The organism is Amycolatopsis halotolerans, assembly GCF_042647905.1.
Lineage (GTDB): Bacteria > Actinomycetota > Actinomycetes > Mycobacteriales > Pseudonocardiaceae > Amycolatopsis > Amycolatopsis halotolerans.
Window position 1 is genome coordinate 179,099 of record NZ_JBHRWI010000029.1, and the last position, 15,038, is coordinate 194,136.

The 15,038-nt window shown below is 70.0% G+C and carries 16 protein-coding genes; 12 read left to right on the top strand and 4 right to left on the bottom strand.

Features of this window, described 5'->3' with window-relative positions:
- Both ACFORO_RS25360 and ACFORO_RS25365 read right to left on the bottom strand, forming a co-directional pair.
- Entirely contained in the window at positions 1–1,134 is a 1,134-nt protein-coding gene (locus ACFORO_RS25360; protein ID WP_377874160.1) for a hypothetical protein, read from the bottom strand.
- Complete coding sequence (locus ACFORO_RS25365; protein ID WP_377874159.1) at positions 1,131–2,198, bottom strand: helix-turn-helix domain-containing protein; 1,068 nt, start codon at positions 2,196–2,198, stop codon at positions 1,131–1,133. Before ACFORO_RS25365 ends, ACFORO_RS25360 begins: the two co-directional genes overlap by 4 nt.
- Positions 2,199–2,451: 253 nt before the next feature.
- Between ACFORO_RS25365 and ACFORO_RS25370 the strand changes: the two genes are divergently transcribed.
- The 5 genes from ACFORO_RS25370 (at position 2,452) to ggt (ending at position 6,248) form a co-directional block, all read left to right on the top strand.
- On the top strand, positions 2,452–3,072 hold the full coding sequence (locus tag ACFORO_RS25370) for a hypothetical protein (protein WP_377874158.1): 621 nt from the start codon (positions 2,452–2,454) through the stop codon (positions 3,070–3,072).
- A gap of 34 nt (positions 3,073–3,106) precedes the next feature.
- Entirely contained in the window at positions 3,107–3,769 is a 663-nt protein-coding gene (locus tag ACFORO_RS25375; protein ID WP_354751156.1) for a Crp/Fnr family transcriptional regulator, read from the top strand.
- A 71-nt stretch (positions 3,770–3,840) separates the two neighbouring features.
- Complete coding sequence (locus ACFORO_RS25380; RefSeq protein ID WP_354751157.1) at positions 3,841–4,173, top strand: hypothetical protein; 333 nt, start codon at positions 3,841–3,843, stop codon at positions 4,171–4,173.
- The gene (locus ACFORO_RS25385; protein WP_354751158.1) at positions 4,170–4,400 is read left to right on the top strand and encodes a hypothetical protein; all 231 of its coding nucleotides are present in this window, start codon (positions 4,170–4,172) and stop codon (positions 4,398–4,400) included. Before ACFORO_RS25380 ends, ACFORO_RS25385 begins: the two co-directional genes overlap by 4 nt.
- 39 nt (positions 4,401–4,439) lie before the next feature.
- A complete protein-coding gene (gene ggt / locus ACFORO_RS25390; RefSeq protein ID WP_377874157.1) occupies positions 4,440–6,248 on the top strand; it encodes a gamma-glutamyltransferase in 1,809 nt (602 codons plus the stop codon).
- Between the two features lie 474 nt (positions 6,249–6,722).
- Here ggt and ACFORO_RS25395 read toward each other — a convergent pair whose 3' ends face one another.
- Positions 6,723–7,181 (bottom strand): GatB/YqeY domain-containing protein, encoded by a 459-nt coding sequence (locus ACFORO_RS25395; RefSeq protein WP_377874156.1) that lies wholly within the window; start codon positions 7,179–7,181, stop codon positions 6,723–6,725.
- A gap of 125 nt (positions 7,182–7,306) precedes the next feature.
- Between ACFORO_RS25395 and fmt the strand changes: the two genes are divergently transcribed.
- From fmt to ACFORO_RS25410, 3 genes are read left to right on the top strand one after another with little or no spacing between them, the layout of a single operon-like run.
- Positions 7,307–8,233 (top strand): methionyl-tRNA formyltransferase, encoded by a 927-nt coding sequence (gene fmt / locus ACFORO_RS25400; RefSeq protein ID WP_354738308.1) that lies wholly within the window; start codon positions 7,307–7,309, stop codon positions 8,231–8,233.
- Positions 8,230–9,654: an RsmB/NOP family class I SAM-dependent RNA methyltransferase gene (locus tag ACFORO_RS25405; protein WP_377874155.1), complete on the top strand. Its 1,425-nt coding sequence runs from the start codon at positions 8,230–8,232 to the stop codon at positions 9,652–9,654. Before fmt ends, ACFORO_RS25405 begins: the two co-directional genes overlap by 4 nt.
- A complete protein-coding gene (locus ACFORO_RS25410; protein WP_354738311.1) occupies positions 9,651–10,157 on the top strand; it encodes a flavoprotein in 507 nt (168 codons plus the stop codon). The genes ACFORO_RS25405 and ACFORO_RS25410 overlap by 4 nt, the downstream gene beginning before the upstream one ends.
- A 66-nt stretch (positions 10,158–10,223) precedes the next feature.
- Here the strand turns inward: ACFORO_RS25410 and phoA are convergent, their stop codons facing one another.
- Positions 10,224–11,627, bottom strand: a complete 1,404-nt coding sequence (phoA, locus tag ACFORO_RS25415) for an alkaline phosphatase (RefSeq protein ID WP_377874154.1) — start codon at positions 11,625–11,627, stop codon at positions 10,224–10,226.
- A gap of 169 nt (positions 11,628–11,796) precedes the next feature.
- On the opposite strand from phoA, the gene rpe reads away from it, so the two are divergent.
- The 4 genes from rpe (at position 11,797) to ribH (ending at position 15,037) form a co-directional block, all read left to right on the top strand.
- Positions 11,797–12,480 carry a ribulose-phosphate 3-epimerase gene (rpe, locus tag ACFORO_RS25420; protein ID WP_377874153.1) on the top strand — a complete coding sequence of 228 codons (684 nt, stop codon included), beginning with the start codon at positions 11,797–11,799 and terminating at the stop codon, positions 12,478–12,480.
- An 83-nt stretch (positions 12,481–12,563) separates the two neighbouring features.
- Positions 12,564–13,169, top strand: a complete 606-nt coding sequence (locus tag ACFORO_RS25425; protein ID WP_344267282.1) for a riboflavin synthase — start codon at positions 12,564–12,566, stop codon at positions 13,167–13,169.
- Positions 13,170–13,262: 93 nt separating this feature from the next.
- Positions 13,263–14,534 (top strand): bifunctional 3,4-dihydroxy-2-butanone-4-phosphate synthase/GTP cyclohydrolase II, encoded by a 1,272-nt coding sequence (locus ACFORO_RS25430; protein WP_354738663.1) that lies wholly within the window; start codon positions 13,263–13,265, stop codon positions 14,532–14,534.
- Positions 14,531–15,037, top strand: a complete 507-nt coding sequence (gene ribH / locus ACFORO_RS25435; protein ID WP_067579223.1) for a 6,7-dimethyl-8-ribityllumazine synthase — start codon at positions 14,531–14,533, stop codon at positions 15,035–15,037. The genes ACFORO_RS25430 and ribH overlap by 4 nt, the downstream gene beginning before the upstream one ends.
- The last annotated feature ends 1 nt before the right edge of the window (position 15,038 follow it).

Consider the following 15,038-nt stretch of genomic DNA (forward strand, 5'->3'; position numbering starts at 1 on the left):
TCAGGACTTGTGCACGAGCTCCGAGATCCCCAGCGTGTCGAAGGCGGCGTCCGGATCACCCTGCACCCCATGCCGCGCACGCCACGACTGCAGATGCGTTTGCCACGTGTCCCGGTCCCGCTGCCAGGCGCGCAGATACCGGACGCACAGGTCCGGCTCGATCAGCAGGCTGCGGCCGAGCGCGGCCTTCAGCGCCGCGATCATCCGGGCCTCGTACGCACCGGTCAGGTACGGCGCGTCCTGGACCTGCTGAAGCGTGGTGCTGATGAACGCCCGACGGCTTTCCAGGAAGCTCGCCCAGTGCCCAACTGTCGCGTCGGCGATGCTCATGCCGTTGTCCAACAGGCAGTAGAGGCCTTCGGCGAGAGTGTCGCCCAGTTCCTCCGACCGGGCCCGCATGGTGTCGCGGTAGGGGTCGTAGTCGTCCTGGTGCGCGAAGCCGGTGACCGCGGTGGCACGCAACCCGGTGCCGCTGAGGAGAAAGAACCAGTCCTCGTTGTAGATGTCCGGGAAGAACGAGGAGAACGCGTCGCGCCCGACCGCCAGCGCGCCGCCGCCGACGAACGTGTCCTGCTGTCCTCCGGAGTCGTGGTAGGCATGGCACACGACGGAGTTGTCCCGCATGCCGGTGTTGGCGAGGCCGACCGCCGCGTATTCGTCGAGCAGGCCCGCGGCGGCGCGCAGATCGCCAGGCTGCGAAAGGTGGATGTCGTCGTCGAGGAAGAGGATGCGCTGCCATCCGGCGAGGTCGGCGACGAGCACGCCGAGGTTGCGCTTGAAGCTTGTGTCAGTGCGCCGCGCGAGGCGCTTCGCCTGCAGCAGCTTGCTTGTCGCGAAGGTGGGGACGGTGCGGATGCCAGCGACTTCGTCGGTGTCGATCGCGCGGACGCGGGCCCCGGCGCGCTTCGCGGCGAGCACCGCGTCGGTCGCCCGTGCGCTCTTGCTGCACAACAACAGGACTGTGGCGTCGACCTCGCGGGCCGCGCGGAAAGCGCCCTTGAGGTAGGCGGCGGGGCGGCCGTTCGGCACGACGATCGCGTCCAGCTGGGCCTGCGGCGCATCCTCGGCGGCGACGTGATGCAGCAGCCGCTGGTGCGTCGTGTGCTGCGCCGGCGCTGCGACGGTCGCGGTCATGGGAGGCTCGATTCTGGCCACTCGTGCAGCCGGTTTTCTTGCAGGGTCCAGTCGGGGGTGAGCCCCTGGTTGTCGAAGACCGGGACCCGGCTGATGATGCTGAAGGAATCCGCGCCCGCGAAGCGCTGGTCGAGGTAGGCCTGGTTGCGGTCGCGGAATCGCTGGTCGGTCAGTGCTCGTACGGCCCCGAGGGTGCCGCGGCCGTACATCCCGTTGCACACGGTCACAGTGCGCTTGCGGTTGAGCGGGCTGACGCCGTGGTAGAAGTGCGCGACGTCTTCGATCAGGGCGCCGTTGCGGAGTTTGGCGCTGAACAACCGGGTCGTCCCGTCCGCGCGGGTCACTTCGAAGCCGCTTTCCAGCTGCTCCTCGTCGCCCTTGCGGCTGATCTGACGGACCGGCACGTCGACCCGGTCGAGCAGCGCGCGGGTCTGCGGGTTCCAGTCGACGCCGCCGAGCAGCACCAGGTGCGCGGTGTACTCGTCCGCCGACAGGGTCGTGTTCTGGTCAGTGGTGCGGAAGGTGACGTCGCTCGCCGGGTTGCACGCGCGGATGTGGCCGTAGAGCTCGATCAGCGCGTCCGGGTCGGCGTAGGTGTAGAGGTTCACGTAGTCCGGGCTGGACGGGTCGGTGTAGGCGATGCGGTACTTCTCCGGCAGCTGCGCGCAGACGATCACGATGTCCTGGTTCGGCGGGAAGTGCCACAGGCTCGCGGGCGCGAAGACCGGCTGGGCGGGCGGGTCTTCGAGGTCGCCGCGCAGTGCCTGCAGCTCCGCGAGCAGCTCCTTGCGGACGGTGCGCTCGTCGTCCGTCAGGTCCCCGATGTCCAGGAGGTGAAGCTTGGCTCCATGGACGGAACGGCGAGTGGCGAAGAAGGTCGCGTACGCCTCGAGCCGCGGCGGCGGGGGCGTCACCGGCTTCGCCACGTTCTCCCACGACGACAGCAGACCGTTGCTCACGCCGAAGGCCTCGGCGAGCTGCTTCTGGGTGAGCACCACGTCGGACCAGCTCTCCTTGCGCAGGGTACGCAGGCGAGCGGCGAGCGCGGGGTTGGGCTGAGACACGACTTCAGACCCTTCAGTGAAGTTCAGTCAGACGTGAATGGCGGGGATTCTACACCCGGGACGCCGGGGTGGCCGGACGGGCCGGGGTGGAGTGTCGGCGAGCGTTCAGGGGTTGCCAATCTCGGACCAGACCCTGGGCTGAACGAAAGATGTCGTGTGCGCGACACCATTGTTTCAGTCCGGGCCCACCCTTATAGTAGCTGCTGTGAAAGTCTACTAGATTTCAATAGCTTCCTGAAATAGGGGGGCGGTCATGGACACCTCAGCAGTACAGGCACCAGTACACCGAGCCATCGTGGTGGTCGACATCGAAGGGTCGACCACCCGTACGAACCCGGCTCGGGCCGGGCTCCGTTCGGTCCTGTTCGACCTGCTCGACGAGGCGTTCCTGGCCGGGGGCATCACCGAGCGGTTCCGGGACCCGTTCATCGACCGGGGCGACGGGGCGCTGTGCCTCGTCCGGCCGGTCGACGAGGTCCCGAAGACGGTGCTGCTCGCCCGCGTCGTGCCCGCGCTGACCGAACTGCTCGCCCGGCACGGCGACCAGGATCCCGAACTGGCCTTCCGGCTGCGCGTTTCGGTGCACGCCGGCGAGGTGCACTACGACACGCACGGGCCCTACGGCGAGGACATCGACATCGCCTGCCGGCTCCTCGACGCGGCCGATCTGAGACGCAGGCTGCGCAGCTCCTCCGGCCCGCTCGCGCTCGTCGTCTCGAACGCGATCCACCGCTCGGTCGTCCGGCACGGCTACGCCGGGATCGACCGCAGCTCTTTCACCCACGCCTTCCACGTGCGCGTCGGCGGGCAGCGGACGCGGGGCTGGGTCCGCACCACTGACGCCGTCCGGCCGGGAGCGGGACTGATCGCCTGAGCGGTCCGGCCGGCGACGAGGAGGGTGGACCGCTGTGGAGACGATCGGGTTCTGGCCGGCGCTGGGCGCCGCGGACCGCGCGAAGTTCGAAGAGCTGTCCGTCCGCAAGGCCTACCGGCGCGGAGACGTCCTCTGCCGCGAAGGCGAGCAGGCCTCGGTGGTGCTTCTCCTGCTGACCGGGCACGTCCGGATCACCAACGCGACGCCGGACGGGCGCGAGGTCGTGATCGGCGTCCGCGGCGCGGGCGACGTGATCGGCGAACTGGCCGTGATCGACGGCGGACGGAGGTCGGCGACAGTGCAGGCACTCGACGAACTGGACGTCCTGGTCGTGCCCGCCGCGCGGTTCGTCGCGCTGTGCCGGCGCGAGGCGGCGATCTCCTGGGCGCTGCTGCAAGTCCTGGCCGACCGGATGCGCGACGTCGGACGGCAGTGGCTCGATCTCGGCGGCGGGACGAGCACCCGCCGCGTGGCCGCGCAGCTGATGCAGCTGGCGGTGCAGCACGGCGTGCGGCGCGGCACGGACATCGAGGTCTCGGTGCCCGGCACGCAAGCGGAACTCGCGATGACAGCGGCGATTTCGCGCGAATCGTGGGCACGGGTGACGCGGGAACTCCGCCGCCAGGGGGTGATCAGCACCGCGCGCGGCCAGGTGACCATCCACCGGCTCGCGGAATTGCGGAGGCTCGCCCGCTGAACGTGTCAGCTGACACAGATCTCCCGGCTCCGCCGGGGTTTTCTGGATACACACCACCGAGGGAGGCAGTCATGGAACCGTTTCTTCCCGCTCCTCAGCCGGTTCGCTGGCGTCGGGGGGTGTACGCGGCAGCTCTGGTCGTCCCGTTCACCGTCGCTCAGGTGTGGGCGCTGCTGGTGCTGCTGAGTTTCGAATCGCTTCACGGGCTTGTCGCGCAGGCGTTCCTGGTGATCCTCGCCGGCTCCCTGATCGCGACGGCCGCGGGCTGGCGCTGGGTGTGGCAGCTGGGTTCGGAGCGCAAGCGCGTTCAGGCCCGTGAGGAACTGCGCAGGCGGGCGTACGAGAACATGCGCGAGTTCGGGCGCGAAGACCTTCGCGAACCGCGGATACAGGTGCGGATATGACCACCGTGCTGGCCGCCGCGCAAAGCGGCGGGCAAGGCGTGCCGGCCGGGGTGCTGGTGCTCGCGCTCGTGGTGCTGGTCGCGCTGATCCGGGTGCTGCGCTGGATCGCCGGGCTCGCGGTGAAGCTGGCCGCGTCGGTCGCGGCGATCGCCGGACTGGTCGTCGGGGCGGCGGGCGTCGGCGGGCTGGCGACCCTGACCGCGGTGGCGATGGCGGCCGCGAAATGAGTGTGGACACCGGTTCTGCCGCGGGGCAGACTCGCCCGCATGCCCACGACCGGAAAGCGAATCCTCGCGGTGCTCTCCGTGGCCGCCCTGGTGTCCACGGCCGGGGCGGCCAGCGCCTCGGCCGCCGTTCCCACTCCTAAATCGCCTGTCGCGACCGGCTACCTCGGCGCGGTGTCGAGCATCGACGCCGACGCCACGGCCATCGGCACGCAGGTGCTGCGCGGCGGCGGCAACGCCGTCGACGCGGCGGTCGCCGTCGCGGCCGCACTCGGCGTCACGGACCCGTTCTCGGCCGGCATCGGCGGGGGCGGGTTCTTCGTGTACTACGACGCGAAGACCGGCAAGGTCCATACGCTCGACGGGCGGGAGACCGCGCCCAAGACCGCGGACGAGAACCTGTTCGTGGAGAACGGCAAGCCGTTGCCGTTCGCGGATGCGGTGACCAGCGGGTTGAGCGTGGGGGTGCCCGGTACTCCGGCTACGTGGCGTGACGCGTTGCGCAAGTGGGGGACGCGGTCGCTCGCGCAGTCGATCGCCCCGGCGGAGCGGTTGGCGCGCAAGGGGTTCGTGGTTGATCAGACGTTCCATGATCAGGTCGCGCACAATGCCGGACGGTTCGCCGCGTTCCCGTCCACCCGGTCGTTGTACCTGCCGGGCGGGCAGCCGCCGGCGCCGGGGACGGTGTTCCGGAATCCTGATCTGGCCGGTACTTACGGGGAGTTGGGGCGGCGGGGGACGGATGCATTGTACCGGGGGGACATCGGGGCGGATGTCGCCCGGACTGTTCAGCGGCCGCCGGTCGATCCTGCTTCTTCCCTGAATGTTCGTCCGGGGAAGCTTTCTCTGGGGGATCTTGCTGCGTATCGGGCTATTGAGCGGGAGCCTACGCATACTGAGTACCGCGGGTTGGACGTTTACGGGATGCCCGCGCCTTCGTCCGGCGGGCTTACCGTGGGCGAGGCTTTGAATATTCTGGAGAATTACGATCTGCGCGGGGCCAGCAAGGCGGACTATCTGCAGTATTTCCTGGAGGCTTCGCGGTATGCGTTCGCTGATCGGAACCGATGGATCGGCGATCCCGCGGTGGTGGATGTTCCGGCTCGGGAGTTGCTCAGTCAGGAGTTCGCGGACAGCCGGGCTTGTTTGATCTCTCGGGACCGCGCTGCGACTAGTCCGGTCGCGCCTGCCGATCCTCGGCACCCTCAACCTTGTGGTGCTGGTTCTGTGGGGGCGCCTACGCCTTATGAAGGGGAGAACACTACTCACCTTACGGTGGCGGACAAGTGGGGGAATGTTGTCGCTTACACCCTTACCATCGAGCAGGAGGGCGGTAGTGGGATTGTCGTGCCTGGGCGCGGGTTCCTGTTGAACAACGAGTTGACTGACTTCTCGTTCGTGCCCGTTACGCCTGGGGTTCCGGATCCTAATCTGCCTGGGTCTGGGAAGCGGCCTCGGTCTTCTATGGCTCCTACTGTGGTTTTGCGGGACGGGAAGCCGTTCTTTGCTACTGGGTCGCCTGGGGGTGCGTCGATTATTACGACTGTGCTGCAGGTTTTGCTGGGGCGGATTGATCGCGGGTTGTCGTTGGAGGACGCTATTGCTGCTCCTCGGGCTTCTCAGCGGAATTCTGCCAAGGCGGATGTTGAGGCTGGGTTCTTGGCTCAGCCGGAGGTTGCTGATTTGCAGGGACGGGGGCAGGTGTTTTCGTCTTCGCCTGCGGAGATCGGGGCTTCTACCGGGGTGGAGAGTTTGCGCGACGGGCGGTGGATTGCCGCTGCTGAGCCGGTGAGGAGGGGGCAGGGGGCCGCTGAGGTTGTGTTGCCTTGGCGGTGGCCTGGGGGTCGGTGATTCGGCTCGTCGCCTGGCGGCGACATTGCTTTTGAGTGGTTGCGTGGGGCACCCCGAAGCTGATTGTGACTACGGCGCGGGGGTGGTGTGGGTGCCTCGATGGTTGGGTGCACCGGCTGCGGGCTGGTGGGTGGTCGGGGCTAGCGCCCCAATGTGGCGTTGGGTGCACCGGTTGCGGTTTCGGGCGGGGGCTAGCGCCCCAATGTGGCGTTGGGTGCGTGTGACGCACCGAACGCCACATTGGGTGCGTGTGACGCACCCAATGTGGCGTTGGGGCGCATTGCGGCGGCGAGCGGGCGAGCGGGCGGGGGTGGTCCGTGAAGGGCTCCTTGAGGGAATCAGATTCCGGGAAGGAGCCCCTCACGGACTGCGGCGGGTCGTGAGGGGAACCCTGAGGGACTCAGAGTCCGTGAAGGTGGCCCTCACGGACTGCGGGGCGCGACCGAAGTGCCAGCGGGCGAGGGCGGCGAGGAGCTATCCGGCGGAGAGTTGGCGTTTCACCTCGGCGGCGACGCGGGAGCCTTCCGCGCGTCCGGCGATCTTCGGCTGAACGGCCTTCATCACGGCACCCATCCCAGCCATCCCCGAGGCACCGGTCTCCGTCACCGCCTCGGTGACCAAGCCGCGCAGTTCATCGTCCGAGAGCTGGGCGGGCAGGTAGCCGGTGAGGACCTCAGCCTCAGCCCGTTCGCGTTCGGCTGACTCCGCGCGGCCTGCCTTCTCGAAGGCCTCGGCTGCGTCGCGGCGTTTCTTCAGCTCTCGGGTGATGATCTTCAGTACCTCGTCGTCGGAGAGTTCGCGTGCGCTGTCGCCTGCGGTCTCTTCGTAGCCGATCGCCGAGAGGGTCAGGCGCAGGGTCGCCGAGCGCAGCTGGTCCCTCGCCTTGATCGCGGTCGTGAGGTCGTCGTGCAGGGTCGCCTTCAGCGTGGTCATATACCCGATCCTGGCACCAGCCCCGGCTGGCTGCCCGCGCCGCGCCGCCGGGGGCGGGGTCTTCTAGACTCGCTTCCGATGTCCGACCAGCCTGAAATCCCCTTTTCCCTTCCGGAGGTGCGGTGATGCGTCTCGTTTTCGCCGGCACCCCGGAACCCGCCGTGCCGTCGTTGCGCGCGCTGATCGAGTCCGGGCGGCACGAGGTCGTCGCGGTCGTCACGCGGCCGGACGCCCAGGCCGGGCGCGGTCGCAAGGTGCTGCGGTCCCCGGTCGGGGCCCTCGCCGACGAGCACGGCATCGAGGTGCTCACGCCCGCCCGCGCCGGTGACCCGGCGTTTCTCGCCCGCTTGCGCGAGCTGGAGCCGGACGTCTGCCCGGTCGTGGCGTACGGGGCGCTGCTGCCGCAGTCCGCGCTCGACATCCCGGCGCACGGCTGGGTCAACCTGCACTTTTCGCTGCTGCCCGCGTGGCGCGGCGCGGCCCCGGTGCAGGCGGCGATCCGGGCGGGGGACGAGATGACCGGCGCGTCCACCTTCCGGATCGTGAAGGAGCTCGACGCGGGGCCGGTGTTCGGCGTGGTGACCGAGGCGATCGGCCCGGCCGACACGTCCGGCGCGCTGCTCGGCAGGCTCGCCGAGTCCGGGGCGCATCTGCTGGTGTCCACCGTGGACGGCATCGAGGACGGCACGCTGCGCGCGGTCGAGCAGCCGGGCGAGGGCATGAGCTACGCGCCGAAGGTGACCGTCGAGGACGCGCGGGTGTCGTTCGCGGACCCGGCTTCGGCGGTCGATCGGCACATCCGCTCGGTGACCCCGGATCCCGGCGCGTGGGCGGAGTTCCGCGGCGAGCGGTTCAAGCTGGGGCCGGTCACCGTGCTCGACGAACCCGGTCCGCGGCCGGGCGAGCTGGTGGTCGAGCGCAAGCGCGTGCTCGTGGGCACGGCGACGAAACCGGTGCGGCTGGGCGAGGTCCAGGCCGCCGGCAAGAAACGGATGGCTGCCACCGACTGGGCGCGCGGCACGAGGATCGACGAAGGAGAGCGCCTGCGGTGAACGAGCGTGGAGAACGGCGGCCGTCACGGCCGCAGCGGGGCCGTCCGGCTCCGCGCAAAGAAGGACCGCGGCGTCCGCCGGAGATCGACCCGGCCCGCCAGGTGGCGTTCGACGTGCTGCGCGCCGTGCGCGAGAAGGACGCGTACGCCAACCTCGTCCTCCCGCAGCTGCTGCGGGAACGCCGGGTGAGCGGCCGCGACGCCGCGCTGGCCACCGAGCTGACCTACGGCTCGGCCCGCGCGCAGGGGCTGCTCGACGCGGTGATCGCCGCGTGCGCCGACCGGCCGATCGAGAAGACCGACCCGGTGGTGCTCGACGCGCTGCGGCTCGGCGTCTACCAGCTGCTGCGCACCCGGATCCCGGAGCACGCCGCCGTCGGGTCCACTGTGGACCTCGTGCGCGCCGAAGCCGGTTCGTGGGCAACGGGATTCACGAACGCCATTCTGCGCGCGGTGTCCGCAAAGGACGAAGCGCAGTGGCTCGACGAACTGACGCCGGACGAGGCCACGGACCCGATCGGCGCGTACGCGCTCCGCACCGCGCACCCGCGCTGGGTCGCCCGGTCGTTCGCGGAAGCGTTGGGGGACAAGGGCGCTGAGCTGAAGGCCGCCCTCGAAGCGGACGACGCCCGCCCCGAGGTGCACTTGGTCGCGCGCCCCGGCGAGATCAGCGCCGACGAACTGGCCGCGATCACCGGCGGCGACCCCGCGCCGTACTCGCCCTACGGCGTGCACCTGCCCGCAGGCGCGGGCGACCCGGCCGACGTGGAACCGGTGCGCGAACGCCTTGCCGCGGTGCAGGACGAAGGCAGCCAGCTGTGCGCCATCGCCGTCACCAAGGCCCCGCTGGAGGGCTCCGACGAACGCTGGCTGGACCTGTGCGCGGGTCCCGGCGGCAAAGCGGCGCTGCTCGGCGCACTGGCCAAGATCAGCGGCGCGCACGTGGACGCCGTGGAGAAGGCTCCGCACCGCGCCCGGCTGATCGAGAACGCCACCGAGGGCCTGCCGGTCGCCGTGCACGTCGCCGACGGCCGCGAATCCGGCTTGGAACCGGGCTACGACCGGATCCTCGTCGACGCCCCGTGCAGCGGCCTTGGCGCACTGCGCCGACGCCCCGAAGCCCGGTGGCGCCGCAAGCCGTCGGACGTCGCGGACCTCACCAAGCTGCAAGGCGAACTGCTGATGGCGGCGCTGGACCTGGTGCGTCCGGGCGGCATCGTCACGTACGTCGTCTGCTCGCCGCACCTGGCCGAAACCGAAGGCGTGGTAGGCGAAACCGCCCGCCGCACCAAGTCCGAGATCGTGGACGCCCGGGGGTTCTTCCCCGACGTCCCGCACCTCGGCGACGGCCCGTACGTCCAACTGTGGCCCCACCGACACGGCACCGACGCGATGTTCTGCGCGGTGCTGCGCAAACCGTGACGGATCTAGGTTTGGTCGCCAGCTCGTGCGGCGGACTGGACACCCGGTTCACCGACGAGCTGGCAAAACCAGCGGTCGCCCGAGGCTGGCGGCTCGCCATCACGCTCACCCCGACGGCCTGGGGCTGGCTGAAAGCAACCGGCGGCCTGGGCGAACTCGAAGCCACGACGGACCTTCCGGTGCGCAGCACGTCCCGGCTGCCCGGCGAACCTCGTCCGCACCCGGACCCGAAGGTGTTCCTCTTCGCGCCCGCGTCGGCGAACTCGGTAGCGAAGCTGGCGCTGGGGATCGCGGACAATCAGGCACTCACGTTGCTAGGCGATGTCCTTGGCGCACCAGGAATCACCATCGTCGTCGCTTATCAGATCCAGCCGACCCGGGAGCACCATCCGGCCTGGCAGCGGCACCTCGACACGTTGACCGAGGCTGGCGTCCGGCTGCACCGGCTCGACCCGCGCCGCCCCTGGTCGGAACCGCTCGACTTGCTGCCCTCGCCTGCGTAGAAAGCCGTGAAGGACTCCTTGGGGGAATCTGATTCCCTCAAGGAGTCCTTCACGGACCTCAGCGGCTCAGCGCAGGCGAAGTGCGCGCTTCACCGTGCCGAACAGGTCGGTCTGGTTGGTCAGCCCCACGACGTTCGCCGCCTGCGGCCCGTAAGCCGCGATGCGGACCTGCGTGCCGGTGTGTTCCATCGAGGAACCGGGCAGCGCGGTGCCGTAGTTGAGGGTCATGTTCGCGCCCTCGTTGGTGATCAGCGTCGCGGTCTGGCCAGGCGTCTTGGCGTCGTTGGACACGATCTGGCTGGTGTGCCCGTGATCCGCGGTCACCACAACCAGCGTGTCCGTGTGGCTGCGGGCGTAAGCAAGCCCAGCCGCGACAGCCGCGTCGAAGTCGATCGTCTCGCCGATCTGCCCACACGGGTCGGCCGCGTGATCCTGCTTGTCGATCGAAGCACCCTCGACCTGCAGGAAGAAGCCCTTGTTGCTGCGCCGGTCCTCCAGCAACTGCAACGCCTTCTGCGTCTGAGCCACCAGCTTCGGCTGCGTCTTCGGCAGGGCCGGGTTCGGGGTGCAGCGAGTCGGCGCGGTGCCGCCCTGCGTCGCCTTCGGGCCGGTCCAGTTCACCGGCATGTTGCCCGACGCGAACAGCCCGAGCAGCGGCTTGCCCGGACGAGCCTTCGCCAGGTCGTCAGCCGTGTTCACCACGTTGTACCCGGCGGCTTTGGCCTGCTCCAGAACCGGCTTGCCCTTGAACTGCCCCGCGGTGGCCTTCTGGTCGAAGTACTTCGCGCCGCCGCCGAGGAGCACGTCCGGGCGGGTCTGCACGAGCTGCTCGGAGATCGAGCCCGCGCCGCCGTTCTCCTTGGCGTTCTGCGCGCACTTCTTGGCGGTCTCGTCCGGGCCCTTGCAGTCGCGGTCGACGACGTGCGCGCCGAGCACGGCCGGGGTCGCGTCCTGGACCTCGGCGGTGGTCACGTCGCCGGTGCGCAGGCCGCCGCGCTTGGCGAGCTCGAGCAGCGTCGGGACCGGGTTGCCGTAGGCGTCCACGGAAATCGCGCCGTTGTAGGTCTTCGTGCCGGTCGCCCAGCCGGTGCCGGACGCCGCGGAGTCGGTGACGTAGTCCGGCTTCGCCGGGTTGCCCTTCTCGACCGCGTAGGTGGTGTAGTCACCGGTCAGCGGGAATTCGTCCATCGCGAGCCGGCCGGCCGCGCCGCGCTCGTAGTTGCGCGCCGAGGTGATCTCGGACTGGCCCATGCCGTCGCCGATGAACAGGATGACGTTGCGCGCGTGGCCGCCCTGGATCGCCTGGCGGACCTCCTGCGTGCGGTCGCCCGCGCCGGCCGAAGCGGCGCGCGCGCCCTGGTCGTCCTGGTTGCCCTGCGCGGCGATCGCGACCGGGGCCGCGGCGACCATCGCGACGCCCAGCGCGCCCGCGGCCAGCCACTTGCGGCGGCCTGCCAAGACGGTTCTCATGATTCTCCTCGGGGTGCTTCTCGTCCGGAACTTCCGGTGGTGACCCATTAGTGCTCGCCGATGTGTTCGATACGGAGAATCCGGATGAGCGCCCGGTGTCCGGAAAGCGAACTCCGGTGGGGTCACGGCCGGTGAACAGGCCGGAACCGGGTCCTCCTACACTCGGGTCGTGGCTTCACCTCTCATCGCACCCAGCATCCTGTCCGCCGACTTCGCCAAGCTCGGCGAGGAGATCGCGGCCGTCGCGCGCCCCGGGGAGACCCGGGCCGACTGGGTGCACGTGGACGTCATGGACGCGCACTTCGTGCCCAACCTGACCCTCGGCCTCCCGGTGGTCCAGTCGATCCTCAAGTCGACCGACGTCCCGATCGACTGCCACCTGATGATCGACGACCCGGACCGCTGGGCGATCGGCTACGCCGAGGCCGGCGCGTACAACGTCACGGTGCACGCGGAAGCCGCCGCGGACCCGGTCATGCTGGCGAAGAACCTGCGCGCCGCGGGCGCGAAGGCGGGGCTGTCGATCAAGCCGGGCACACCGCTCGAACCGCACCTCGAAACCCTCAAGCACTACGACACGCTGCTCGTCATGTCGGTCGAACCGGGCTTCGGCGGGCAGTCGTTCATCGCCGACGTCCTGGAGAAGGTGCGCACCGCGCGCCGCCTGGTCGACACCGGGCACCTCAAGCTGGTCGTCGAGATCGACGGCGGGATCAACGCCGACACCATCGAACAGGCCGCCGAAGCGGGCGTCGACTGCTTCGTCGCGGGCTCGGCTGTCTACGGCGCCGAGGACCCGGGCCGCGCCGTCGCCGCCCTGCGTGCGCAGGCCGCTCGCCTCCGCGTCAGCTGACGTACGGCCCGGGAAGCTCCCGGGGCCGGACGGGTGTTGGATGGAAGGGCCACCGAGGGCGGCGGCCGGGCGAGGAGGCAGCAGTGTTCACGGGAATTGTCGAAGAGGTCGGCGAGGTCACCGCGGTCGAGCAGCTCACCGACGCGGCTCGGCTCACCGTGCGCGGCCCGTTGGTCACTTCGGACGCGGGCCACGGCGATTCGATCGCGGTCAGCGGCGTGTGCCTGACCGTCGTCACGGTCTCCGGCGGCGAGTTCACCGTCGATGTGGTGAACGAAACACTCCAGCGTTCGAGCCTCGCGAAGGTGGCCGTCGGCGACGCGGTGAACCTCGAGCGCGCGACCCCGGCGGGCGGGCGGCTCGGCGGGCACATCATGCAGGGCCACGTGGACGGCACCGGCGTTTTCGTTTCCCGCGACGAGCGCGGCGTGACGACGTTCTCCCTGCCCCCGGCCTTGTCGCGGTACGTCGTGGAGAAGGGTTCGATCGCCGTCGACGGCGTTTCGCTCACCGTCGCGAGCGTCTCGGAGGACCGGTTTTCGGTCGCTTTGATCCCCACCACGCTCGAGGTGACGACCCTCGGCAGGCGGGAAGAAGGCGACCACGTGAACCTCGAAGTGGACGTCGTCGCGAAGTACGTGGAGAAGCTCACTGCGCCACACGTGGCGGCGAACGCGCACAATGTGTGACATCCACCCGGCGGCGGCAGCGAAGGAGCACCCGTGAGCGAGACGAAGGCGGCCGAGCCGCAGACCGGTTGGACCCCGTGCGGGGCGGGCGCGGTGGTGGACGTTGACGCCATCGAGGCCGCGATCGCGGACATCGCCGCCGGGCGAGCGGTGGTCGTCGTCGACGACGAGGACCGCGAGAACGAGGGCGACCTCATCTTCGCCGCCGAGAAGGCGACGCCGGAGCTGCTCGCGTTCATGGTGCGCTACACCTCGGGCTACGTGTGCGTCGCGCTGACCGAATCCGAGGCGGACCGGCTCGACCTGCCGCCGATGTACCACACGAACCAGGACCAGCGCGGGACCGCGTACAGCGTCACGGTCGACGCGGCGGAGGGCATCACCACCGGCATCTCCGGCACCGACCGCGCGCACACCACCCGGCTGCTGGCCGATCCCGAAGCCACCGCGAAGGACTTCCGCCGCCCCGGGCACGTGGTGCCGCTGCGTGCCAAGGAAGGCGGCGTGCTGCGCCGTCCCGGGCACACCGAGGCCGCGGTGGACCTGGCCCGGCTGGCGGGCCTGCACCCGGCGGGCGCGCTCTGCGAGATCGTGTCGCAGAAGGACGAGGGCGACATGGCCCGGCGCGACGAGCTGGAAGTGTTCGCCGCCGACCACGACCTGAAGATCATCTCGATCGCGGACCTGATCGCTTACCGGCGGCGCACCGAGAAGCAGGTCGAGCGCGTCGCCGAGGCGCGGATCCCGCTGCCCGCGGGCGAGTTCCGCGCGGTCGGGTACGACAGCCTGCTCGACGGGATCGAGCACGTCGCCTTCGTGTACGGCGAGATCGGCGACGGCGAGGACATCCTGGTCCGCGTCCACTCCGAATGCCTCACCGGCGACGTTTTCGGCTCGCTGCGCTGCGACTGCGGCCCGCAGCTCGACGCCGCGCTGCAGAAGGTGGCCGACGAGGGCCGCGGGGTCGTGCTGTACATCCGAGGGCACGAGGGCCGCGGAATCGGCCTGCTGCACAAGCTTCAGGCGTATCAGCTGCAGGACGCGGGTGCGGACACCGTCGACGCGAACCTGGCGCTGGGCGTGCCCGCCGACGCGCGCGACTACGGCACCGGCGCGCAGATCCTGTGCGACCTCGGCGTCCGGTCGATGCGGCTGCTCACGAACAACCCGGCGAAGCGGGTCGGCCTCGAGGGCTACGGCCTGCGCGTCACCGGCCGGGTCGCGCTGCCGATCTCGCCGAACCCGGAAAACCTGCGGTACCTGCGCACGAAGCGCGACCGGATGGGGCACGACCTCAGCCAGCTCGAGCACTACGACCAGGTCGGGGCGTCCGACCAGGGCACCGAGGAGGACACCACGCGATGAGCGGCGAGGGGCGGCCGGAAGCCGCGCTCGACCTGCGCGACTGCAAGTCCCTGCGGCTGGCGGTCGTCGCGACGCGGTGGAACGCGAAGATCACCGACGTGTTGCTGGAACGCGCGCTCGCCGCGGCCAAGGACGCCGAGCTGGAGGAAGAGCCCACAGTCGTCCGCGTCGCGGGCGCGGTGGAGCTTCCGGTCGCGGCACAGGCGCTGGCACGCAACCACGACGCGGTCGTCGCGCTGGGCGTCGTGATCCGCGGCGGCACCCCGCACTTCGAGTACGTGTGCGACGCGGTCACCGCGGGCCTCACCAGGGTCGCGCTCGACGAGAGCACCCCGGTCGGCAACGGCGTCCTGACCTGCGACACCGAGCAGCAGGCGCTCGACCGCTCCGGCATGCCCGGCTCCGTGGAGGACAAAGGCTACGAAGCGGCCGTGGCGGCGCTCGACACCGCGCACGTGCTGCGCGGTCTGGGCAAGCCGTGGACCGAGCGGGGATTCGTGTGAG